Source organism: Streptomyces sp. NPDC107522 (genome assembly GCF_055657525.1).
Genome location: NZ_JBVKAU010000002.1, coordinates 111,980 through 135,947, shown reverse-complemented (window position 1 = coordinate 135,947; position 23,968 = coordinate 111,980). Strand labels below are relative to the sequence as shown.

Below are 23,968 nucleotides of genomic sequence, written 5' to 3'. Positions count from 1 at the left end.
ACTTCAGGCATGACCGCACCGCTGCACGAGGCCCATCCGGCCGGCGCCGGGCGCGCGCTGCCCAACACCCAGCAGGGCATGCGCCGCCGCAACCTCGCCCGGGTGATGCACACCGTCAGCGCCGAGGGACCGCTCTCCCGTGCCGCCGTCGCCTCCCGCATCGGGCTGACCCGTGCGGCGGTGTCCACGCTCGTCGACGAGCTGATCCGCTCGGGGCTCCTGGAGGAGCTCGGCCCCGAGCGGCCCGGCCGGGTGGGGCGACCCGGATCGGCGCTGGCCGTCAGCGGGCACGGTCCGGCCGGAATCGGCGCCGAGGTCGGCGTCGACCATCTCGCCGTCTGCGCGGTCGACCTGCGCGGCGAGGTGCGCTCCAGAGCGGTGCGGTACGGCGCGAACCGAGGCCGTGCACCGGAGCCGGTGATCGAGGAACTCACCGAGCTGGTGCGCCGAGTGCTCGCCGAGGCCGAGCGCGAGGGGCTGTGGGCCGCCGGTCTGGCGGTCGCCGTGCCGGGTCTGGTGGCGCGGGATGCCCGTACGGTCGTCCGCGCACCGAACCTCGACTGGCGCGACACGGATCTCGGCGATCTGCTGCCCGTGGACTTCCCCCTGTCCGTGGGCAACGAGGCCAACTTCGGAGCGCTCGCCGAGCTCTGGCTGGGTGACGGCACCGCGCGTGACTTCCTGCACGTGTCGGCGGAGATCGGCATCGGCGCGGCGGTCGTGGTGGACGGAGGGCTCCTGCACGGAACACGCGGTTTCGCCGGCGAGCTGGGGCACGTGCCCGTCCGGCCGGACGGACCCGACTGCCCGTGCGGGGGGCGCGGATGCCTGGAGCAGTACGCCGGTGAGGAGGCGGTACTGCGTGCGGCCGGACTCGAGCCGGGCGAGGACCGCGTCGGACTGCTCGCCGAGCGTGCGGCCGAGGGCGACGAGGACGTACGGCGGGCGCTGCGCGACGCGGGAACGGCGCTCGGTATCGCACTGACCGGCGCGGTCAATCTGCTCGATCCCGAGAGTGTGGTGCTGGGGGGTGCACTGGCTGGGCTCGCGCCCTGGCTGCTGCCGTCGCTGGAGGCCGAGTTGGACCGGCGCACCGCGGGGCCCGCTTGTCCGGTGTCCGTGTCGCGGCTGGGTCCCGAGGGTCCGTTGCTGGGGGCCGCGCACTCGGTGGTGCGAGCGGTGCTCGACGATCCGGCGGCGGTGGCGGAACGGGCCTGATTCCGGGCCGAGTTCGGCGATCCTTCGGGGTTCCCCGCTTCCCCGAGTCGGGCCGCCTTCACCCTTTCGGGTGGGCGAGTTATCCACAATCGCGCGGCTGTCCACGGAAATACGGCATGCCCTTCTGCCCAACCTGACTGCCCCGTACCGTGATTCACGCGAGGCACGGCCGTCGTGCCAAGGGACGTCGAGGCAGCTCACCACCGTGAAACGAGGGGGATTCACATGTCGAGGGAAACTGCAGCAGGGGTGCGGCGATGAGCGACCTCCGGATCCTGACCGTGCGGCCCGAGCCCGGCGAATACGCCTGGACGTTCGGCGGCGCACCGCCCGTGGCGCGCATGGCACCCGGCACGGTCCTCGACCTGTACACGGAGGACTGCTTCGCCGGTCGCGTGCGGTCGGAGAAGGACCTGGTGTCCGAGGTGTGCGAGTTCCCCTACCTCAACCCGCAGACCGGCCCCTTCCACATCGAGGGCGCCGAACCGGGTGACACGGTCGCCGTGCACTTCGTGTCGATCGAACCGGCCCGGGACTGGGCCGCGTCCACCACCGTCCCGCTGTTCGGGGCACTCACCTCCACGCACACCACAGCCACACTGCAACCACCCCTGCCGGAGACCGTGTGGATCTGGCAGCTCGACCGGACGCGGCGTACGGCGCTGTTCCGGGCCCACGACAGCGACATCGAGGCCGAGCTGCCCATGGACCCGATGCACGGCACCGTCGGAGTGGCACCGGCCAACCTGGAGGTGCGCTCGGCCCTGGTGCCCGATGCGCACGGCGGGAACATGGACACGCCGGAGATGCGGGTGGGCGTCACCTGCTATCTCGGGGTGAACGTCGAGGGCGCGCTGCTCAGCCTCGGCGACGGACACGCCCGGCAGGGCGAGGGCGAGACCTGTGGAGTCGCGGTCGAGTGCGCGATGAACACCGTCGTGATCGTCGAACTGCTCAAGGGCCTCGCCACGCCCTGGCCGCGCATCGAGTCGGACACACACCTCATCTCGACGGGTTCGGCCCGGCCGCTGGAGGACGCGTTCCGGATATCCCAGCTGGACCTGGTGCAGTGGCTGGTGCGCGACTACGGGTTCAGTGAGCTGGACGCCTACCAGTTCGCGACTCAGGCCGTCGAGTCGCCGCTGGCCAATGTGTGCGACACCAACTACACGTGCGTGGCCAAGATCCGCAAGCAGTGGCTGCCCGCGCGCGAGACGCACCGCGGAGTGCATGCGCGCCTGCGGGAGACGGCGGCGGCTCTGCGCTGAGCGCCTTGGCCGACCACGAGCCGCAAGGCAACTCTCCTTACTGAAAGGCAATCCCCTTTTGGAACGCGCACGACCGCGTCTCAGCCGACGCCGGATACTCCAAGGAACCGCCCTCGCCGCCGTCCCCTATGCCCTCCTCCCCGAAGCGCGGGCCGGAGCGCACACCCCGGGCCCGGACTATCCGCTCGCCGAGTGGCGGCCGGCGAGCGCCGGCAGCTACACGGTGGCCGACCGCCCCGCGACCCACCCTGTGGAGCAGGTGATCATCCACGTGACACAGACCTCCTACCGCAAGACTCTGCTGGTCTTCGAGAACCCCGAGAAGAAGGTGTCCGCCCACTACGTCGTCCGGTCGGCCGACGGACACGTGTCCCAGTGCGTGCGCGAGGCCGACATCGCCTGGCACGCCGGAGACTGGGACCACAACACACGCAGCGTCGGCATCGAGCACGAGGGCTGGGTGGACAGTCCCGGCTGGTTCACCGACGTCCTCTACGAGAAGTCCGCCCGGCTCACGGCGGCGATCTGCGCCAGACACGGCATACCGAAGGACCGTGCGCACATCATCGGGCACTACGAGGTACCGGGCACGGACCACACCGATCCGGGTCCACACTGGGACTGGACGCGCTATATACGGATGGTCAACCTCGTCTGAGGGCTCGCACGTCTGCGCCGGTGTGCCCACCGTTCGGGTGTCGTCGGTCGAAAAGGTTGTCCGCGCGCGTACCCGGAGTGACGATGTCCCCAGCCGCATCGCCGTCCGGGGAGGCCGAGTTGACGGATCCGTGGGTGGCCCTGGAGCCGGGGGCCGACCCTACCGAGCGTGTACGGGTGCTGCGTCGTGCGCACGAGACATTCACCGAGGTGGGAACCGTGCCGAAGCCGGTGCGTGCCGTGGTGGCCGACTCCTGGCGGCGTTCCGCGCGGGCCGGTGTCGGTCCGGACGGCGTCGCGAGTGTGGAGCTGGCGGACGGGGAGCTCGGCGCCTATCGCGCGGAGCATCCGCTGGCGCCGGTGATGCCGTTGTTCCGGGAGTTGCTCGGCACATTCGCCGCCGACGGGGAGCATCTGCTCGCGGTGTGCGACGTGCACGGCAGGCTCCTGTGGGTGGAAGGCCATGCCACGACCCGGCGCAGGGCGGGGCTGATGAACTTCGTGCCGGGTGCGCGGTGGGCGGAGACCGCGGTCGGGACCAACGCGCCGGGCACGGCGGTCGCCGTGGACCGACCGGTGCAGGTGTTCGCCGCCGAGCACTTCATCCGCCAGGTGCAGCCGTGGACCTGTGCGGCGGCGCCGGTGCACGATCCGCGCACCGGGCGGGTGCTCGGAGCCGTGGACATCACCGGCGGGGACGGGCTCGCGCATCCCCACAGTCTGGGGTTCGTGCAGGCGGTGGCGCGTGCCGCGGAGTCCCACCTGGCGCTGCTCGCCCCGCCGGTGCCCGCTGCCGGCACGCCCCAGCTGATCGCGCTGGGCCGTGACGAGGCGCAGTTGCTGATGGACGGCCGCCGGATCAGGCTCAGTCGCCGGCACAGCGAGATCCTGGTGCTGCTGGCCCGCCACCCGGAGGGGCTGACCGGGGACGAGTTGCTGTGCGCGCTGTACGAGGACGAGTCGGTGACGCCGGTGACGCTGCGCGCCGAACTGGCCCGCCTGCGCCGGACCCTCGGCCCCGGACTGCTCGCCTCGCGACCGTACCGGCTCACGGTGCCCGTCGAGTCGGACGTGACGGCCGTCGAACGTCGCCTGGAGACGGGGGCGGTCACGGCCGCGGCCACGGCGTACTGCGGCCCGCTGCTGCCCGGTTCCCAGGCACCGGCGGTGGTGCGGCTCAGGCGGCGCCTGGCCGACGGCCTGCGTACGGCGCTCATCGCCCGCCGCGACCCCGACCTGCTGGCCGACTGGGCGCACGCGCCGTGGGGCGAGGACGACCTCGACGTATGGCGGGCACTCGCTGCATTGCGCCCGACGGCGGCGGTGCGATCGCGACTCGCCGCGCTGGAGTCCGAGCTGTCGTCACCGCCCGCGTGGGAACACCGCCCGGCACGCTGAGCGGGCCCTCGTGGCGCGGACCGACCCTCGGGGCGCGGGCAGGACGCTCAGCCCGTGCCAGACCCGCGGGGCACGGGCAGGACACTCGGCGCGTGACAGACCCCCGGAGGCGCGGACAGCACGCTCGGCGCCGGGCAGACCCTCGGGGCAGCGAACAGCACGCTCGGCGCCGGGCAGACCCTCGCGGCGCGGACAGGACGCTCGGCGCCGGGCAGACCCTCGGGGCGCCGACAGGACACTCGGCGCGTGACAGACCCCCGGGGCGCTGACGCAACCCTCTGGCCGCTGACAGGCCCCTCGGAGCACTGATGGCCCCTGGCCCGCGCAACGTACTTGCAACGTCGCCGTCCCTAGCCTCGCGCCGAGAGCTGCCCAACGGCGGGCAGCGCTTCTTCGGGAGGCACAGGAGTATGACCCGTTACGCGGCGCCCGGCACCGAGGGTGCGATCGTCTCCTACCAGGCGCGCTACGACCACTTCATCGGCGGGGAGTACGTGCCGCCGATCCGGGGGCAGTACTTCGAGAACCCGTCGCCGGTGAACGGGCAGCCGTTCACCGAGATCGCGCGGGGCACGGCGGAGGACGTGGAGCGGGCGCTGGACGCGGCACACGCGGCCGCCCCCGCGTGGGGCCGGACCTCGGTGACCGAGCGCGCCGGCATCCTGCTCAAGATCGCCGACCGGATGGAGGCGAACCTGGAGCGGCTGGCGGTCGCCGAGAGCTGGGAGAACGGCAAGCCGGTGCGGGAGACGCTGGCCGCCGACATTCCGCTGGCCATCGACCACTTCCGCTACTTCGCGGGAGCGATCCGCGCCCAGGAGGGCTCGCTCGGCGAGGTCGACGACGACACGGTGGCGTACCACTTCCACGAGCCGCTCGGCGTGGTCGCGCAGATCATCCCGTGGAACTTCCCGATCCTCATGGCGACGTGGAAGCTCGCCCCGGCGCTGGCCGCGGGCAACGCGGTCGTGCTCAAGCCGGCCGAGCAGACCCCGGCGTCCATCCACTACTGGCTCAGCCTGGTCTCCGACCTGCTGCCCCCGGGCGTCGTCAATGTCGTCAACGGCTTCGGTGTGGAGGCGGGCAAGCCGCTGGCGTCCAGCCCGAGGGTGGCCAAAGTGGCGTTCACCGGGGAGACCACGACCGGCCGGCTGATCATGCAGTACGCCTCGGAGAACATCACCCCGGTCACGCTCGAACTCGGCGGCAAGTCCCCGAACATCTTCTTCGACGACGTCTGGGCGGCGAACGACGACTTCCGGGACAAGGCACTCGAGGGCTTCACGATGTTCGCGCTCAATCAGGGCGAGGTGTGCACGTGCCCGTCCCGGGCGCTGGTGCAGCGGGGGCACTACGCCGAGTTCATGGAGGCGGCGATCGCCCGCACCGAACAGATCAAGACCGGTCACCCGCTGGACACGGACACGATGATCGGTGCGCAGGCCTCCAACGACCAGTTGGAGAAGATCCTCTCCTACCTGGACATCGGCCGGCAGGAAGGCGCCAGGGTCCTCACGGGCGGGGAACGTATCGAGCACGAGGGCGAGTTGAAGGGCGGTTACTACGTCCAGCCGACCGTCTTCGAGGGCGACAACCGTATGCGGATCTTCCAGGAGGAGATCTTCGGGCCGGTCGTCTCCGTGACGTCCTTCGACGACTTCGACGACGCCGTGAAGATCGCCAACGACACGCTGTACGGCCTCGGTGCGGGCGTGTGGACGCGGGACATCAACACCGCGTACCGCGCGGGCCGCGCGATCCAGGCGGGCCGTGTCTGGACGAACTGCTACCACGCCTACCCGGCGCATGCGGCGTTCGGCGGCTACAAGGGCTCGGGTATCGGCCGTGAGACGCACAAGATGATGCTGGAGCACTATCAGCAGACCAAGAACCTGCTGGTGTCGTACTCGCCGAGGAAGCTGGGCTTCTTCTAGGAGGCTTCCACGTCGGTGTGCAGCATGTGGTGGTCCGAGTACGGGGTCTGCTGCACATGGTGCCCGAGCGGGACCATGCCTCGTAGGAAGACGTAGTCGAACTTGCTCTGCCAGTCGGTGGTCGGCCGACAGGTGGCGGTGGACGCGGGATGGCACTGGGGGTCCGTGTCCTCGGCCAGTGCCCAGATCGCGCTGAGTTCGGAGGCGTCCGGCACGGCGTTGAAGTCGCCGAGAACGATTGCGCGCTCGTGCCGGGCGACGTCTGCGGCGAGTACGGCGGCCTGGTCTGCTCGGACCGCCTCTTGACGTCGGTGGGCGAGATGGGTGTTGAAGACCCGGACGAGCCTGCCGTCCACAGTGGTGGTGACTGCCATGTACCCGCGGTCTTCGGATCCGCCGTCGGGGTATTCCACGTTGACGCGGTCTGTCATCGGCGCCGCCGACAGGACCGCCTGACCGTAGGCTCCCGGGCTCCAGGGCACTCCCCCGCAGCGGCCCCAACTCCGTAGAACGGTCCCGTACTCGACGTGGTAGACGAGCCCGTAACGGCTCTCCAGATAGGCCCGGATCCTTTCGACATCGCGCGCGCACGCTTCTTGCACGCCGATGACCTGGGGCGCAATCGTGGCGATCTCCGCGGCCCGGTCAGCGTTGCTTGTCTCGCAGGGGTTGCAGATGTTCCACGTCATGACCCGGTTCGGTACGACCTCCCTGACGGCCTCGACGGGCTGGGACCCGGGGGAGAGGGCGCCGCCCGGTGCGCTGGGGCCGACGAGCACCATCCAGACCACGGCCATGGCGCCCGCGAACAACCGCGTGCCCCTTCCGAGCACTATCGCCTCCTCGAAGTGGATACGTATGGCATCCGACGTCTCCATGCACGAGGTTATGCGACACGGCTCAGCCCGCGGAATGGGCACCAGCCGGTCCAACTCCCGCACCGTCCTGGGGCTGTCATGCACGATGCGGCAATCGGGCGACCTGGGCGGGGTTCGGCGCCCCTTCCGGCGGACCGGGTGCGGTGCGGGTAGCGGCATGCGCGCCGCCTATTCGGGTGCTTGTGCGCACGTCAGCGCTACTCGCCCGGGGGCCGGCGGCATACCTCTGGCGAGCACACACCAACCGAAGGAGACGCTCATGCGTGCACCTACCGTGCTGGCCGCCATCGCTCTCGCCGGGACCGTTCTGCTCGGAGGCGCGGGCCAGGCCCTTGCCTACGACAACGACGATATGAGTGGTTTTGGAGTTGATTTCGGGAGCAAGGCTCCAGCTGCGTCCGATTTCGGCAAGGGTGCCCCTGGTTTCGACCAGAGCACATCCGTATCCGACAAGGGTGACTCCGGTTTCGACCAAGGTGCGTCTGACTCCGATCAGGCCAACTCCGGTCTCGACCAGAGCGCGTCCGGTTCCGACCAGAGTGCCGCTGATTTCAACCAGGCCGGGTCCATTTTCGACCAGCCCACCGGCCGCTGAAGACCGGGCGGCGCCTTCATTCCCCGTCCCGCACCGTGATGCCCGCGGTGTGGGGCGGGGCTTTTCCCATGCGCTGATCCACCGCGCCCCACCGCGCCCCGCCTCGCCCCGGCACGCCTCGCCCCGCCCCGGCCCCGCGCGCTTTCGACGCCACCTGCCGGTCCAAGCCTCTCGCCACACCTCCGACCAAATCTCGGACCGAGCCCTCCGACCGAGCCCTCCGACCGAGCCCTCCGACCGAGCCCTCCGACCTGGCCCTCCGACCTGGCCGCCGGGCCCAGGCACAGATCCTCACCCAGCCCCCAGATCCCGACCCGACCTTGGCCATCCGGCCCAGCACCCAGCCCCGCTCCCACCCCACCCTCACGGTCGACGCAGCCGGGACAGGCGCCGACCTCACGTGCACGGGATGCTTGATGGGGGGACCCGACGAGGACGGCCGGGAGGTGAGGGCGATGATCGCCGTCAACCCGATGGACGGCGCCTCGGTGCTGGCAACCTTCGGTGCACTCGGCGTCCTCGTGGTGATCTTCGCCGAGTCGGGTCTGCTGGTCGTGGGCTTCTTCCTGCCCGGTGACACCCTGCTGTTCCCAGCAGGCGTGCTGTGCGCGGGGTCCGCCGAGCAGGCGCCACGGCTGGTGCTGTGGCAGGTGCTGCTGTGCGCGGCCGTCGGCGCCGTGGCCGGTGCACAGGTCGGCTTCCTGCTCGGGCGGCACGGCGGGCGGGCCCTGCTGGCCCGCACCGAGAGACGGCGCGTCCGGGAAACGGCGGTGCGGGCCGAGAAGCTCCTGGCCCGCTACGGCTACGGCAAAGCCCTGGTGATCGGCCGGTTCGTCCCGATGGTGCGGACGGTCCTGCATCCGGCGGCCGGAGCGCTCGGCGTGCCCACCCGGAACTTCACCGTCTGGCAGATCGTCGGCGGCCTGCTCTGGACGCAGGGCCTGATCCTGGCCGGTTACACGCTCGGAGCCTCCGTCCCCGACATCGACGACTTCCTGCTGCCACTCGTCGCCGTCGTAGTCGTGATCTCGCTGCTGCCCCTGCTGCCGCTGCTGACCGAGGCGCGACGCGCGCGGCGCGATCGCTGACCCCCTCGAACCACCGCCCCCGAGAGGACAAGCGCGTCAGGAGAACAGCGCGCCGACATCCGGCTTCTTCCCCCCGAAGATCCCGTCCTCCTCCCCCAGCGAAGCCAGCTTCTCCAGCGACGCCATGTCGACCTCGGTCGGCCAGCTCGGCAGGGTCAGGTCGTCGATGACTTCGTCGCTGATCTTGGTGTAGGTGGCGAGGATCCGGCGTGCCTCGTCGGGGTGCTCGGAGGCGTACCGCAGGGATTCGGTCATCGCCTCGGCGAACTTCTTCACCAACGAGGGGTTCTCCTGCGCCAGCTTCGTGGAGGTGAAGTACGTGGCGACGGTGAGCTTCGGGTCGGTCTCGGCGAACGGCGACGCCACCACGCGGGCGCCCTGCGCCTCGGCGATCGTCATCGCCGGCTCGCCCATCCAGGCGGCGTCCACGCGCCCGTCGTCCAGCGCGGCCGGCATCTGGTCGAACGGTATCTCCACGAACTTGACCTTCGAGGGGTCGCCGCCGGCCTTGCGCACCGATTCGCGAACCGTCGTGTCGCCGATGTTCTGAAGGGTGTTGACCGCCACCGTCCGGCCGGCGAGGTCCTTGGCCGACTTGACCGGGCTGTCCTTCTTGACGGCCACGCCGGTGACGTCGCCGCCGATCTTGCCGTTGGAGGCGGCCCCGTTCGCCACGGACTTCACGGGAATGCCCTTCGTCTGGGCGAGCATCAGGGAGGTCGTGTTGCTGAAGCCGAACTGGAACTGCCCGCTCACCACCCCGGGAATGATCGCCGCGCCGCCCTGGGCACTGACCATCTTCAGATCGAGGCCGCGACTGCCGAAGAACCCCTTCTTCTGCCCCAGATAGAGCGGCGCCACGTCCACGATCGGTACGACACCGACCGTGACCTGCGTCTTTCCGCTCCCTCCGGCGGACGCCCCGGCACCACCGCCGGAGTCCGACGAGCCACACCCCGCGAGGCCCGCGGCGACCGCAGCCGCGACGACAAGCCCGAACACGCGCCTTTTCATGGGCTCCTCCTGGTGAGAAACGAGGTGTGCGAGCCGAAAGACCTGGCGGACGTTGTGCAGATTCTTGACGCCTGAAACGTACACACCCAGCTTCCGCCTGTCAGTCCCTCGAACCGAAGGAAGCGCCAACAGCCCCGAAAATTACGTCGTTCGACCCGTCAGACATTGTTCGAAACCTCTTGACGCTGCCCCACACCCCGGCTGACACTCTCGCAACACGACGACGTCACACAGCCGAAACGGCAGGGTGCCCACGGCCGAGGCCCCGCCATGCGTCAGCAGGGAACCTCACATGCCGTACATCGCACGCGTCCGCAGCGGCGCGAGACGTCGGGCGGGCCGCCTCGCCTGCCTGGCCGCAGCGTCACTGTTCCTGGGCCTCGCCGCGCCCGCCGTCCCCGTGCAGGCGGCGGAGACGGCCGACTCCGCGGAGATCACCGACGGCCTGGCCCTCTGGTACAAGCTCGACGCCGCCTCCGGCAGCACGGCGACCGATGCTTCCGGCAACGGCCGGGACGGCACGGTCAACGGCACCGCCGACTGGTCGGCCACCGGCCAGGGCCTCGCCTTCAACGGCTCCGACACCTACATCAAGGTGCCGAACGACGTCCTGAAGGGCATGGACGCGATCAGCGTCTCGATGGACGTGCTGATCGACGAGGCGCAGACCACGCCGTACTTCATCTACGGCTTCGGCAACACCAGCGGCGGCAACGGCAACGGCTACCTGTTCACCACCGGCAACTCCTTCCGCACCTCCATAGCGACCGGCAACTGGTCGACGGAGCAGACCACCAAGCCCGCCGACTCTCACAACCTGACCCGCGCGGTCTGGAAGCACCTCACCTACACGCAGACCGGCAACACAGCCGTCCTGTACGAGGACGGCGTGGAGGTCGGCCGCAACACGTCGGTCACCATCACTCCCGGCGCGATCGGCTCCGGCACGACCACCGCCAACTACATCGGCAAGTCCGTCTACTCGGGCGACAGGTTCTTCAAGGGCCGTATCCGCGACTTCCGGGTGTACGACCGGGCGCTCACAGGCTCCGAGGTCGAGCAGCTCTCCCTCCCCGTGGCCACGCAGGGCGTCGCCGACGACAAGGCGGCCCTGAGCCTCGGCGACACCAGCAGTGTCACCGCCGACCTTGACCTGCCGAAGACCGGCACGGCCGGCGGCTCCGCGATCAGCTGGGCCAGCGACACCCCGTCCGTGGTGTCCGACAGCGGCAAGGTGACCCGCCCCGCCGCCGGCGAACCGGACGGCCACGCCACGCTCACGGCGACTCTGAAGAAGGGCACCGTGACGGACACCAAGAGCTTCGACGTCACGGTCCTCCCCGCCTTCGACGACAAGACGGCCACCGAGCAGGCCGCGGAAGCCCTGACCGTCCACAACCTCGACGACGTACGCGGCAACCTCACGCTCCCCGCCCAAGGCGATTACGGCACGGACGTCACCTGGTCCTCCGCCGACCCGGACGTGGTCTCCGCAGACGGCGTGGTCCACCGCCCCGCGCACGGCGACGGCGCCACCACCGTCGACCTGACCGCCACCGTCACCAAGGGCGAGGCGAAGACGACCCGCACCTTTACCGCGAAGGTCCCCGAACTCCCTGTGAAGGCAGCCCTCAAGGGCTACATGTTCAGCTACTTCACCGGCGAGGGCACGGTGGACGGTGAGCAGCTCTACGCCGCCCTGAGCAAGGGCAACGACCCGCTGAAGTGGCGGGAGTTGAACGACGGCAAGCCCGTCCTGACCTCCACGCTCGGCGAGAAGGGCCTGCGCGACCCGTTCATCATCCGCTCCCCCGAGGGCGACAAGTTCTACCAGATCGCCACCGACCTGAGGATCTACGGCAACGGCGACTGGGACGCCGCCCAGCGCACCGGCAGCAAGTCCATCATGGTCTGGGAGTCCACCGACCTCGTGCACTGGACGAACCAGCGGCTGGTCAAGGTCTCCCCGGACAGCGCGGGCAACACCTGGGCGCCGGAGGCGTTCTACGACGCGCAGCGCGGCGAGTACGTGGTCTTCTGGGCGTCGAAGCTGTACGACAACGAGGCGCACTCCGGCGACACGTACAACCGCATGATGTACGCGACCACCCGGGACTTCTACACCTTCAGCGAGCCCAAGGTCTGGATCGACCGCGGCTACTCGGTCATCGACTCCACGATGATCCAGCACGACGGTATGTACTTCCGCCTCTCCAAGGACGAGCGGAACAACACGTCCTCCACCCCCAACAGCAAGTTCATCTTCGAGGAGAAGAGCGACTCGATCCTGGGATCGTGGACCCCCGTCGCGGAGGGCATCGGCAAGGGCGCGATGAGCGCCGCCGAGGGGCCGCTGGTGTTCAAGTCGAACACCGAGGACAAGTGGTACGCGTTCCTCGACGAGTTCGGCGGCCGCGGCTACATCCCCTTCGAGACGACGGACCTCGCCTCCGGCACCTGGACCCCGTCCACCGGTTACGACCTGCCCGCCAAGCCCCGCCACGGCACGGTGCTCCCTGTCACCCAGGCCGAGTACGACCGGCTGCTGCGGGCCTACCAGCCGGACCAGCTCGTGGAGAGCGTCGAGGACGTGACGGTGAAGACGCGGATCGGTGAGGCACCGGTCCTGCCGGCCACCGTGATCGCCGAGTACGCCGACGGCGTGAAGCGGCCCGTCTCCGTCACCTGGGAGGACGTCCCGGAGTCCAAGTACGCGCAGGCCGGCACCTTCACCGTGCCCGGCAGCCTGCCGGACGGCGCCGCGCTCCGGGTCCACACCGAGGTCACCGTCTCGGAGGAGGGCCCCGACGTCCCGGCCGACCTGCTCCTGCACTACGACTTCGACGAGACCGGCGGCAACATCGCCCGCGACTCCAGCGGCCACGGCTACCACGGCACGTACGTCCACACACCCGACTTCGGCACCGGAGTGGACGGCGGCTCGTTCAAGATGTCCGGCGGTTCGAGCTCCTCGACCACCTCGCCGTACGTCCGTATCCCGAACGGCGTGCTGAAGAACGCCGACAGCGTCACCGTGTCGACGTACGCCAAGTGGAAGGGCGGCGACAACTTCCAGTGGCTGTTCGGCCTCGGCCCCGACAGCAACAGGTACCTGTTCGCCACGCCTTCCAACGGCGGCTCCAGCCTCTACTCCGCCATCACCAAGGCGAGTTGGTCGGCCGAGTCGAAGCTGACAGCGGGCTCGCAGCTCACTCCCGGCGAGTGGCGGCACGTCACCGTCACCCTGGACGGCTCGACCGGCACGATGATCCTCTACGTCGAGGGCATCGAGGCGGCGCACACGACGACGACCATCAAGCCGTCCGAGCTGTACGACGCCGACAAGAGCTACACCGGCTACATCGGCCGGTCCCTGTACTCGGCCGACCCGTACTTCGGCGGCGAGGTCGACGACTTCCGCATCTACGACCGCGCCCTGACGGCCGCCGAGGTCATGGAGCTCAGCGGCAACACCGCGGGCATCGCAAAGGCGACGCACCCCGCGCTGAAGGTCGACGCCATCATCGACAACGCGGACAGCAAGATCACGCTGCCGATGAAGGAGGGCACCGATCTCACCGCGCTGACCCCGGAGTTCACCCTGGCCCACGGCGCGGCGATCAGCCCCGCGTCCGGGAGCGTGCAGGACTTCAGCAAGCCGGTGACGTACGAGGTGACCGGGTCCGACGGCAAGAAGCGCACTTGGACGGTCTCGGCGCTCATCATGAAGAGCCCGGTCCTGCCTGGCCCCAACGCCGACCCGAACATCGTCCGCTTCGGCGACACCTTCTACCTCTACCCGACGACCGACGGCTTCGAGGGCTGGAGCGGCACGCAGTTCAAGGCGTACTCCTCCAAGGACCTGGTCCACTGGACGGACCACGGCGTCATCCTCGACCTCGGGCCGGACGTCTCCTGGGCCGACAGCAGGGCATGGGCGCCGACGATCGCCGAGAAGGACGGGAAGTACTACTTCTACTTCTGCGCCGACGCCAACATCGGCGTCGCGGTGTCCGACTCGCCGACCGGCCCGTTCAAGGACGCGCTGGGCAAGCCGCTGCTCAAGGCGGGCCAGTACAGCGGACAGATGATCGACCCGGCGGTGTTCACGGACGACGACGGCCAGTCGTATCTCTACTGGGGCAACGGGCACGCGTACGTGGCACCCCTGAACGCCGACATGACCTCCATCGACACCTCGAAGGTCAAGGACATCACCCCGAGCGGCTACAACGAGGGCACCTTCGTCATCAAGCGCAAGGGCACCTACTACTTCATGTGGTCGGAGAACGACACCCGCGACGAGAACTACCGCGTCGCCTACGCCACCGGCCCCTCCCCCACCGGCCCGTGGACCAAGCACGGAGTGATCCTGGAGAAGGACCTCTCCCTCGGCATCAAGGGCCCCGGCCACCACTCGGTCGTCCACGTCCCGAAGACCGACGAGTGGTACATCGCCTACCACCGGTTCGCCATCCCGGGCGGTGACGGCACCCACCGTGAAACAACCATCGACAAGATGGAGTTCGACTCCGACGGCCTGATCAAGAAGGTCGCCCCGACCCTGACGAGCATCGACCCGATCGTCAACAGGAAGCCGGCGATCACCTCGGCCACCGGCCCGACGTCCCCCGTGTCGGTCGGCCACCGCATCACCGTCACGGCCGAGTTCCATGACGCCGACGTCGGTGACAGCCACACCTGCACGATCGACTGGAAGGACGGCACCGAGCCGACGGCGGGCACGATCGACGGCACCACCTGCCGGGCCGAGCACACCTACACCAAGGCCGACATCCGCCGACCGGTGATCACGGTCACGGACAACGACGGCGGCTCGGACAGCACCACCCTCCCCGAGCTGATCGTCTACGACCGCGCCGCCGGCCCCGCGCTGGGCGCCGGCCTGATCACCTCGCCGGCCGGCGGCTACCCGGCCAAGGCGGCCCTGACCGGCAAGGCGGCCTTCACCTTCGGGGCGGTCTACCTGAAGGGAGCCTCCGTCCCGAGCGGCAAGGCGACCTTCGACTTCGGCCCGGCGAAGCTCAAGTTCCGCTCCACCGGCTCCGACTGGCTCGTGGTAACCAGCTCCAAAGCCGTCTACCAGGGCTCCGGCACAGTGAACGGCAGCGGTGGCTACGGCTTCCGGGTCACCGCCACCGACGGCCCGGACACCTTCCGCATCAAGGTCTGGAAGAAGTCCACCGGTGACGTCGTCTACGACAACGCCACCGGCGCGCGGACCACGGGCGTCGTGATGGTGGGCGACGACCGAAGCTGAGTCCCCCGCCCCTACGTGCCCTGGGCCAGCGCCGTGACCTCGGCCTGGCTCAGGGCACGGCCGTTACCCCCGGAAGTCGTCGACCGCCGCCTTCAGGTACGGGTCGGCGTACTGCGACCTGCCTACCGGCTGCTCAGCAGAGGCAGGGGTCCGTGCCCGAGCCCAGCCCGATGATGTCACTGTCGCTCAGGGCCCCGGCGTAAGCCTGGACCTCGTCGACGTCGCCGTGCAGGTACTCGCCCCAGCCGTCGCCGACCGTGGCCCGCCCGAGCTGTAGCGCTCCGGAGCTGTGCCGGCCATCGGGGAAGGAGGCGGTGGCGTCGGCGTTGGTCCGGCCGTCGAGGTAGAGCCTGATCCGGTCGGTGGCGTCGTCGTAGACCACGGCCAGCCGGTGACCCTGGCCCTCGCCACCGTCCGCGGCCTCGGTCTGCGAGACCACGACCTCGGGCGCCCCCGCCTCGTCCCGCAGCGGCATGACCAGCTGCCAGGCGTGGACGGCCGGGTCGTAGCGCACCTTGAAGGCGTCCGTGTGCTCACCGACCTGCGACAGCACGGTCATCGGGTGGGCCGGTTCGGCGTCGGCGAGGCGGACGACCACGCCGACGGTGAAGCTGTCGGAGGTGTCCACGACGGGGCCTTCGGTCGCGGCGTATCCGGTGTCGCCGTCGAGCTGGAGGTGACCGTCACCGACCAGCGGGTACGGCACGACGGGGCAGTCCGGGTCGAGCTCGGGCAAGCAGGAGCCGTCGGGGCCGCGGTGGATCGTGGCGCCCGGCCCGAGCTTCAGCGGCGCCTTGCCGTTCTGCTCGGGACTGACGCCGTCCGTGGCGGTCTCCAGGGACCAGTGGCCGAGCAACGTCGGCTTGCGGTGGGCGAGTTCTGAAGCCTCGTCCGGGACGACGACCCGGTCGTAGACGCGGACGTCGCCCAGTTCGCCGTGCCAGCGGTCACGGTAGCCGTCGCCGTGGCGGGAGCGGCCGATCTGGAAGGCGCCGGAGGTCACGGACGGCGTCGCCTCGGTCTCGGTGCCGACTTCCCGACCGTTGACATACAGCTGGGCCCGGCCGGTCTCCTTGTCGTACAGGCCCAGAAGGTGGGCCCACTCGCCGGTCTCGGGGGCGCCGCCCGTGATGCGGGTGGTACCGACGTTGAAGGACCAGAGGGGGCCCTCGTCCCGGGTGCGCAGGCCGAGTCCGAAAGCGGCGGAGTCGCCGGTGTCCTGGCCGGCCACGGCCATGTTCCGGTCCGTCCGCGCCGGTCGCGCCCAGGCGCTGACGGCGAAGGTTCCGCCGGTGTCGACGGCCGGGGCGTCCGGGGTGAGGAAGGCGTGGCTGCTGCCGTCGAGGCTCACCACGGAGGGCAGGGAGGTCCCGCGCGGTGCGCTCGCGCCGAAGGTCACGCCGGAGCCTGCGCGCGCGGCGGGGCCGGTCTCGGCCGCGGCGGTGGTGGAACCGGCGGCGTCGGCGAGGGTCCAGTGGGCGACGGGGGCGCAGCCCGACCTCACCCGGAAGTGGTAGGTCGTGGTCGTGCTGCTGCGGCCGGACCGGTCGATCGCCCGGACGCTCAGGTAGTCCGGGGCGGCCCTCAGCGGCAGGTGGCGGATCGTGACGGGCCCGCCGAGATCCTCCGGGCGGGCGGTCAGTTGCGGGCCGCCGATGAAGCTGTAGACGTACTGCGCGACGTCGTCGGACGGGGAGTCCATGGTGAAGCTGCCGTAGACCCCGACGCCGTCCCGCCACTGGTCTTCCGGATAGTCCGGGGACGTGACGACCGCCTTCTCGGGACTGGCGTCGTCGTACACGAACGCGCAGACCGCCCCGTCGCCCTCGTCGCTCCACGCGGAGACGGCGGTGCCGTCGTTCGCGCGCACATGCCAGGAGACGACCGTGTTCGCCGGGATGTCCTCCGGCATGCGCCAGAGCTGCCGCGTGCCGGACAGGGTCTCGTACGTGGTGTACGTACGGCGCTGCTCCACGCCGGCCGCGTCCGTCCACCAGGCCTCGAACTCGCCCTTGACCAGGTTGGCCTCGGCCGGCTGGTTGTCCTCCTCCGAGTCGTACAGCACGGCGCTGAGGGTGGGCGGCGCACCGACGTACGCCTTCTGCTCGCCGGTGGCGCACGCTTTGGTGCCGGTCTGGAGGTCCTGGACCAGCGGCTGACGCGGCGGCAGGTTCTCGGCGGCGTGGGCGACGCCCGGCGCGGCCAGCACCGCGGCCGTGACGAGGCAGCCGACGGCAAGCCGGCGGGGTCTGCCCGATCTCCCGCTGCTTCTGGCAGTGTTCACGTTTCTCCTCCCCTGTGGAACCCGCGTGTCACACGGGCCGCAGGAGGCTAACAGTGCGCACTGACAACGCCGGGGCGTTTTTCCCGGGGGCGCAGGCTCCAGGCCACCGGCGTCACTGAAACCGTCGTGAAACCGCGCCAAAGCCGACCTCACGCACGCTCTGGGGCATGAACTCCCCACGGCAGCACACCCATCGGACACCCCCGGCCATCGAGGCGGCCGGCCTCCGCAAGGCGTACGGCGGCAAGGTCGTCCTCGACGGCGTCGACCTGCGGGTGCCGCGCGGCTCGATCTTCTCGCTGCTCGGTCCGAACGGGGCCGGCAAGACCACCACCGTCCAGATCCTCTCCACCCTGGTCCGCGCCGACGGCGGCGCCGCCCGCGTCATGGGACACGACCTGGCCGCCGAGCCGCAGTCGGTGCGGGCCGCGATCGGGGTCACCGGCCAGTTCTCCGCCGTCGACAACCTGATCACCGGCGAGGAGAACATGGCGCTGATGGCGGACCTGCACCATCTGGACCGCCGCGAGGGCAGGCGCGTCACCGCCGAGCTCCTGGAGCGCTTCGACCTGGTGGACGCCGCGAGGAAGCCCGCCTCCACCTACTCCGGCGGCATGCGGCGGCGCCTCGACATCGCGATGACGCTGGTCGGCTCCCCCGAGGTGATCTTCCTCGACGAGCCGACGACGGGTCTCGACCCGCGCTCCCGGCACGCCGTGTGGCAGATCGTCCGCGATCTCGTCGCCGGCGGGGTCACGGTCTTCCTGACCACGCAGTACCTGGAGGAGGCCGACCAGCTCGCCGACCGCATCGCGGTTCTCAACGGCGGCCGGATCGTCGCCGAGGGCACGCCGGACGAGCTCAAGCGGCTCGTGCCCGGCGGCCATGTCCGGCTCCGGTTCCTCGACCCGGCCGAACTCGCCCGCGCCGCCGCCCTGTTGGGCGTAGGCCTGCGGGACGACGAGGCGCTCACCCTCCAAGTCCCGGGCGACGGCAGCGTCCACACCCTGCGCGCCCTGCTGGACACCCTGGACGGGCACTCCGTCGCCGTGGACTCCCTCACCGTCCACACCCCCGACCTCGACGACGTCTTCTTCGCGGTCACCAGCCGCCCCGAGCAGGAAAGGGTGCAGAGCCGATGACCACCGCCGTCCAGCCCGCCACCCCGCACGTCCGCGACTCGCTCACCATGCTGCGGCGCAACCTGCTGCACGCCCGCCGCTACCCCTCGATGACGCTCCAGGTCGCGCTCATCCCCGTCTTCCTGCTGCTGTTGTTCGTGTACGTCTTCGGCTCCGCGCTGGGCGCGGGAATCGGCCAGGGCGGCGACCGCACCGCCTATCTCGCCTACCTCGTCCCCGGCATCCTGCTGATGACGGCCGGCGTCGGAGCCGTGCCGACGGCGGTCGCCGTGTGCACGGACATGACGGAGGGCATCGTCGCCCGCTTCCGCACGATGGCGATCTCCCGGGCGTCGATCCTGGTGGGCTATGTGGTAGGCAGCGTCATCCAGACGTTGATCACCCTGACGCTGGTGATCTCCGTCGCCCTCGCCATCGGTTTCCGGCCCGGCGCGAGCCCTGTGGATTGGCTGGCGGCCTGCGGACTGCTCGTCCTCTTCGTTCTCGCGCTGACCTGGTTCTCGGTCGCCCTGGGCCTGATCAGCAAGACGCCGGAGGGCGCCAGCAACGCCCCCCTGCCGATCTCGTTCCTGCTGCCCTTCGTCAGCAGCACCTTCGTACCGGTCGACTCGATGCCGTCCTGGATCCGCTGGTTCGCCGAGTACCAGCCGTTCACCACGGTCATCGAGACCGTGCGCGGACTGCTCACCGGCACGGGCATCGGCCACAACGGCTGGATGGCCGTGGCGTGGTGCGTGGGGATCGCGGTCCTCGGCTTCGTGTGGTCGCTCCGCCTGTTCGACCGCGACATCCACTGAACACCCCTACTGGAGAAGGACAGCAACCATGGCCGCCGTGCACCTCACCCCCGAACTCGTCGAGAACCCCATCGGCGCTTACGCCGACCTCCGCTCCCGCCCCGGCCTCGGCCATGTCGTCCTGCCCGGCCTGAACACCCCGGTACGGCTGGTCACCCGGTACGAGGACGTGAAGGCCGCGCTGAGCGAGCCGCGCCTGGTCAGGGACCGGTCTTCGATCCCCGGCTCCGACATGCCCGACCCGCAGGCGGAGTTGCTGGCGCAGGGCGCCGACGGCATCCCGCCCGAGTACGCCCGGTACCTATCCGGGCACCTGGCCCTCTTCGACGGCGACGAGCACACCCGCCGCCGCAGCCCCCTCACCCGCGCCTTCACCGCCCGCCGGGTGGTCGCGCTGCGCCCCTTCGTGGAGAAGACGGCGCGGGAGCTGATCGAGACCCTCGCCGCACGCGAACAGGCCGACTTGCTGGCCGAGTTCGCCTACCCGCTCAGCACGGCCGTCATCTGCGCGCTGGTCGGCGTGGACGCGGCCGACCAGGACAAGGTCTGCGGGTGGATCCGGGACTTCGCGTACGGCGACGGCAGCCGCGTCCTGGAGGGGCTCGGCGGAATCGTCGAGTACACGAAGGGCCTCGTCGCCCGGCGTCGTACCGAACCGGCCGACGACCTGGTGTCGGCGCTCCTCGCGGACGGCGGCATGGCCGACGACGAGATCGTCACCGTGTTCTTCCTGCTCATCAACACCGGCATCACCCCGCCCGCCCTGTTCCTGGCGCACGCCGTGCTCGCCCTGCTGGACCACCCGGACCAACTCCAGCGGCTGCGCGCCGACCCGGAGCTGCTCGGCCGCGCGGTCCCCGAACTCCTGCGGTACGTCACGCTGGTGCGCGTGGGCGCCACGCTGTACGCCACCGAGGACTTCGTGTTCGCCGGTACACGGCTGCGCAAGGGAGAGGCGGTGACGGTCGCGCTGTTCGGCGCCGACCACGACCCGGCGGCGTACGAGGCCCCCGAACGCCTCGACGTGACCCGGGAGTTCGGTCGCGGCGACGGTCACCTGGCCTTCGGGCACGGCCCGCACTACTGCATCGGCGCGGCCCTCGGCCGTCTGGTGACGGGCGTGGTGTTCGAGGAGCTTCTCGTACGACGGCCCGCACCACCGGAGTTGGTCGTGGACCGCGGCGATGTGCGGTTCGGGCACTGGCCCGGCGACGGTTTCCATCTGCTGGGCCTGCCGGTCAGGCTGTGAGCCTGTCCCGGGCCACGACGAGGGCCGTCGCGCGCAGCCCCTCCGCGTCCAGGGCGGCATACGTGGACACCGCGTCCTCGTAGGCCGCCCTGTCGGCGTGCTCGGCGGCCTCCCGGGCGCGGGCGGAGGACATCGTCGGCTGGAAGGTGCGCAGGTATCTCAGCCGCTCGGCGAGCGCGATCAGCCGTACGCCGCCCTTGTCCCCCTTCGCCAGGTCGGCCGTGCCGAGGGCCAGCAGCAGTGCGCCGCACAGCGGGAACTCCGTCGGCGGGACGGCCGAGGAGCGGGCCAGCAGGGCCGTGAGACGGCCGGGGAAGGTGGCGAGGTGGCGGTCGACGACGTCCATGCGGCCGTGCCGCGCGTGCGCGATGACGGCGGCCGCCTGGAGTTCCGGCAGCCAGGTCGCCATCAGTTCCTCACCGCCGGGGGTCAGGCTCACACCGTGTTGCATCCGGTCCAGCGCCCTGCGCCACAGCCCCAGACCCGTCTCGACGTCGCCGCGCGCGAGCGCCATCTCCGCACGGGCGCCCAGGTCGGGGGTGAGCGGGTCGGACGCGGCACCCTCCGGCTGGTGTCGCAGCGCCTGCTCCAGCCAGTGTTCCGCCGCGTCGAGGTCACCGGCCTGGAGGCGGGCCAGCATGACTCCCCAGCGCAGGCCGATCGAGTCGGTCCACTCGCCCGACTCCTCCAGAGCGGCGAGCGCGTCCCGCATCGGGCCGATCGCCTCCGCGCCGCGCTCCAGTTGGAGGCACAGTTCGGCGAACCGCGCGCCCGGCCAGATCCGCAGCAGCGGGCCGTTGCCGTCCCCGGCCGTGTCGAGCATCCGGCGGGCGGCCGCGTAGGCGAGGTCCGGCTGCTGGTCGTACTCCCAGACATAGCTGGCGACGCCGTTGGCGATGCAGGCGACCAGCGGTGCGTCGCTGGCGCACAGCGCGTCGAGGCCGCCACGGCCGCCGGGCGCGAGTGCCTCCGGCAGGGCGCTCAGCACCGTCGCCATGGCGCGCAGCAGGGTGTCCGGCGGGGCGGGTGGCAGCCGGCGCAGCGCCACGAGGGTGCGCACGGCGCCGGGGCCGATGCCGAGGAGGGCGTTGGCGGTCAGCAGTGCGGTGGCGGTGCGGGCCGGTTCGACGTAGTCGGGGGCGGGCCGGTAGTGCGAGAGCAGTACCGCGGTGTCCTCGGCCAGTGCTGCCAGCCGGGCGTAGTGGGCGCCGGCCTCGGTGCTCCACAGGCTCCCCAGCACGGCGGTGACCGGAGCGACGGTGTCCGGATCCTCGCGGGCGAGGGCGAACCGCAGCGCCTGGAGGAGGTTGTCCTGCTCGGCGCGGACCAGGTGCCAGGAGGTGAAGGCGTCGGCGCCGAACGGGGCGTCGTGGTGGGCGACGCCGAACTCCCGCGCCCAGCGCAGGAACCGCTCCGTGACGGCCGCGTCCTCGCCGGCCCGCTCCCGGTGGGCGGCGGCGAACTCCCGTACCGTCTCCAGCATCCGGAAGCGGGTGCCGTACGGCGTGTCGGTCACCTTCAACAGGGACTGGTCGACGAGATCCTCCAGGACTCCTAACACGTCGAAGCCGCCGACGAGGTGTTCCGCGGCCTCGGTGGTGAATCCCGCGGGGAGGACGGACAGGGCGCGCAGGGCGGACTGCCCTTCCTCGTCGAGGAGGTTCCAGCTCCAGTCGACGACGGCGTGCAGGGTGCGGTGGCGTTGCGGCGCGTCCCGGGGGCCGCCCCTCAGCAGTGCGAACCGGTCCTCCAGACGGCGGGCGATCTCCGGCACCGACATCACCCGTACCCGGGCGGCGGCGAGTTCGGTGGCGAGGGGCAGTCCGTCGAGGCGACGGCACAGGGCGGTCACGGCGTCGGCGGGCAGGTCCACGTCGGGGCGGGCGGCGCGGGCACGCTGCTCGAACAGCTCGACGGTGGTGGCCAGGTCCAGCTCGGGCAAGGGGTAGACGGTCTCGGAGGAGAGGCCGAGCGGGGCGCGGCTGGTGGTGAGGACGCGCAGGTCCCTCGTCCGCGAGACGAGCGCCTGTACGAGGTCGGCGACTCCCTGTACGACCTGCTCGCAGTTGTCCAGGACGAGCAGCGCGGGCCCTGAGCCCAGCGCGCCCACGATGCCGGTGATCACATCGCCCCCGGCACCGAGGCGCGGACTGTCGCCGACGCCCAGCGCGGAGGCGACCTCGGCGGTGACGTCGGCGTCGTGACGGACGCCGGCGAGCGGCACCAGATGCACGACGCGCTGCTCGGCGTCCCTCGCGACCGCGCTCGCGAGCCGTGTCTTGCCGAGCCCGCCGGGGCCCACGACCGAGGTCACGCGGGCGCTGTGCAGCAGCCGTGTCACGGCGGCGACGTCGGCGTCCCGGCCGAGCAGCGGGTTGGGATCGTGCGGCACCCCGCGCCGGACGACGGGTGCCTCGCCGCGCAGCAGCTCCTGGTGCAGCTCCTGGAGGGCGGGCCCGGGGTCGGTGCCGAGCTCGTCGCGCAGCCGGCGCCGATGGGTGTCGTACGTGGCGAGGGCGGCGGCCGGACCGGCGGTGGCCGTCTGGCAGCGCATCAGTTCCAGGAGCAGTTCCTCGTCGCGGGGATGCTCTGCGGACAGTTCGGTGAGCGGGTCCAGGGCCTCTGCGCGGCGGCCGAGGCGGGCCAGCGCGAGCGCACGGGAGCGGACCAGCGCGCGGTATGTCACGGCCCGCTCGGCGCGCAGCTCGCCGACGGCGTCGCCGACCGGGGCCGCTTCCCCGGCCGGGTCGCCGTCCCACAGCGCGAGCCCCTCCTCCGCCTCGGCGAGAGCGCCCGAGTGATCCCCCGCTCGTGCCTTCTCGGCGCTCGCGGCGGCGAACAGCAGGACGGCACCGGCGTCGACCTGGTCCTCGCGCAGGGCCAGCCGGTAGCCGGTCGGGGTGCTGGCGATGACCTCGGCACCGAGCTGCTTACGGGTCCGCGCCACCAGGATCTGCAGGGCCTTCGTGGGCTTCTCGGGCTGCTCGTCGGGCCACAGCCCGTCGACCAGCCGCCCGGCCCCGCACCCGGACCGCAACTCCCCGGCCAGCAGCGCGAGCAGGGCGCGCAGCCGGGGCGCGGTGATCTCCTCGCCCCGGTGGGAGACGGACGTCAGCAGCGTCAACTCGATGGTCACCCATGCAGGTTAGTCAGAACGGGTGGTCG

The 23,968-nt window shown here is 70.9% G+C and carries 15 protein-coding genes; 11 read left to right on the top strand and 4 right to left on the bottom strand.

What is annotated here, in order from left to right:
• Window positions 1–9 precede the first annotated feature (9 nt).
• The 5 genes from ACZ7L6_RS05780 to exaC all read left to right on the top strand — a co-directional run bounded on the left by ACZ7L6_RS05780 (window position 10) and on the right by exaC (window position 6,475).
• Window positions 10–1,218 carry an ROK family protein gene (locus ACZ7L6_RS05780; RefSeq protein WP_471920721.1) on the top strand — a complete coding sequence of 403 codons (1,209 nt, stop codon included), beginning with the start codon at window positions 10–12 and terminating at the stop codon, window positions 1,216–1,218.
• Window positions 1,219–1,475: 257 nt separating this feature from the next.
• Complete coding sequence (locus ACZ7L6_RS05775) at window positions 1,476–2,486, top strand: acetamidase/formamidase family protein (protein WP_471920720.1); 1,011 nt, start codon at window positions 1,476–1,478, stop codon at window positions 2,484–2,486.
• Between the two features lie 58 nt (window positions 2,487–2,544).
• Entirely contained in the window at window positions 2,545–3,144 is a 600-nt protein-coding gene (locus tag ACZ7L6_RS05770) for an N-acetylmuramoyl-L-alanine amidase (RefSeq protein WP_471920719.1), read from the top strand.
• Between the two features lie 83 nt (window positions 3,145–3,227).
• Complete coding sequence (locus ACZ7L6_RS05765; protein ID WP_471920718.1) at window positions 3,228–4,541, top strand: GAF domain-containing protein; 1,314 nt, start codon at window positions 3,228–3,230, stop codon at window positions 4,539–4,541.
• 410 nt (window positions 4,542–4,951) lie between these two features.
• Entirely contained in the window at window positions 4,952–6,475 is a 1,524-nt protein-coding gene (gene exaC / locus ACZ7L6_RS05760; protein ID WP_471920717.1) for an acetaldehyde dehydrogenase ExaC, read from the top strand.
• On the opposite strand, the gene ACZ7L6_RS05755 is transcribed toward exaC, so the two are convergent.
• The gene (locus ACZ7L6_RS05755; RefSeq protein WP_471920716.1) at window positions 6,472–7,353 is read right to left on the bottom strand and encodes an endonuclease/exonuclease/phosphatase family protein; all 882 of its coding nucleotides are present in this window, start codon (window positions 7,351–7,353) and stop codon (window positions 6,472–6,474) included. The two genes, exaC and ACZ7L6_RS05755, sit on opposite strands and share 4 nt — an antisense overlap.
• Window positions 7,354–7,612: 259 nt before the next feature.
• Between ACZ7L6_RS05755 and ACZ7L6_RS05750 the strand changes: the two genes are divergently transcribed.
• Both ACZ7L6_RS05750 and ACZ7L6_RS05745 read left to right on the top strand, forming a co-directional pair.
• Window positions 7,613–7,948 carry a hypothetical protein gene (locus ACZ7L6_RS05750; RefSeq protein ID WP_471920715.1) on the top strand — a complete coding sequence of 112 codons (336 nt, stop codon included), beginning with the start codon at window positions 7,613–7,615 and terminating at the stop codon, window positions 7,946–7,948.
• A 455-nt stretch (window positions 7,949–8,403) separates the two neighbouring features.
• Complete coding sequence (locus tag ACZ7L6_RS05745) at window positions 8,404–9,036, top strand: DedA family protein (protein WP_471921768.1); 633 nt, start codon at window positions 8,404–8,406, stop codon at window positions 9,034–9,036.
• 36 nt (window positions 9,037–9,072) lie between these two features.
• Here ACZ7L6_RS05745 and ACZ7L6_RS05740 read toward each other — a convergent pair whose 3' ends face one another.
• Window positions 9,073–10,050, bottom strand: a complete 978-nt coding sequence (locus ACZ7L6_RS05740; RefSeq protein WP_471920714.1) for an ABC transporter substrate-binding protein — start codon at window positions 10,048–10,050, stop codon at window positions 9,073–9,075.
• A 292-nt stretch (window positions 10,051–10,342) separates the two neighbouring features.
• On the opposite strand from ACZ7L6_RS05740, the gene ACZ7L6_RS05735 reads away from it, so the two are divergent.
• Window positions 10,343–15,331 carry a family 43 glycosylhydrolase gene (locus ACZ7L6_RS05735; protein WP_471920713.1) on the top strand — a complete coding sequence of 1,663 codons (4,989 nt, stop codon included), beginning with the start codon at window positions 10,343–10,345 and terminating at the stop codon, window positions 15,329–15,331.
• 133 nt (window positions 15,332–15,464) lie between these two features.
• Here the strand turns inward: ACZ7L6_RS05735 and ACZ7L6_RS05730 are convergent, their stop codons facing one another.
• Window positions 15,465–17,033, bottom strand: coding sequence for a LamG domain-containing protein (locus tag ACZ7L6_RS05730; RefSeq protein WP_471921766.1), 1,569 nt, complete (start codon window positions 17,031–17,033; stop codon window positions 15,465–15,467).
• A 749-nt stretch (window positions 17,034–17,782) separates the two neighbouring features.
• On the opposite strand from ACZ7L6_RS05730, the gene ACZ7L6_RS05725 reads away from it, so the two are divergent.
• From ACZ7L6_RS05725 to ACZ7L6_RS05715, 3 genes are read left to right on the top strand one after another with little or no spacing between them, the layout of a single operon-like run.
• The gene (locus ACZ7L6_RS05725; protein WP_471920712.1) at window positions 17,783–18,757 is read left to right on the top strand and encodes an ATP-binding cassette domain-containing protein; all 975 of its coding nucleotides are present in this window, start codon (window positions 17,783–17,785) and stop codon (window positions 18,755–18,757) included.
• The gene (locus tag ACZ7L6_RS05720) at window positions 18,754–19,554 is read left to right on the top strand and encodes an ABC transporter permease (protein WP_471920711.1); all 801 of its coding nucleotides are present in this window, start codon (window positions 18,754–18,756) and stop codon (window positions 19,552–19,554) included. Before ACZ7L6_RS05725 ends, ACZ7L6_RS05720 begins: the two co-directional genes overlap by 4 nt.
• 28 nt (window positions 19,555–19,582) lie before the next feature.
• Complete coding sequence (locus ACZ7L6_RS05715; RefSeq protein WP_471920710.1) at window positions 19,583–20,803, top strand: cytochrome P450; 1,221 nt, start codon at window positions 19,583–19,585, stop codon at window positions 20,801–20,803.
• On the opposite strand, the gene ACZ7L6_RS05710 is transcribed toward ACZ7L6_RS05715, so the two are convergent.
• The gene (locus tag ACZ7L6_RS05710; RefSeq protein ID WP_471920709.1) at window positions 20,793–23,939 is read right to left on the bottom strand and encodes an ATP-binding protein; all 3,147 of its coding nucleotides are present in this window, start codon (window positions 23,937–23,939) and stop codon (window positions 20,793–20,795) included. The two genes, ACZ7L6_RS05715 and ACZ7L6_RS05710, sit on opposite strands and share 11 nt — an antisense overlap.
• Window positions 23,940–23,968: the final 29 nt, after the last annotated feature.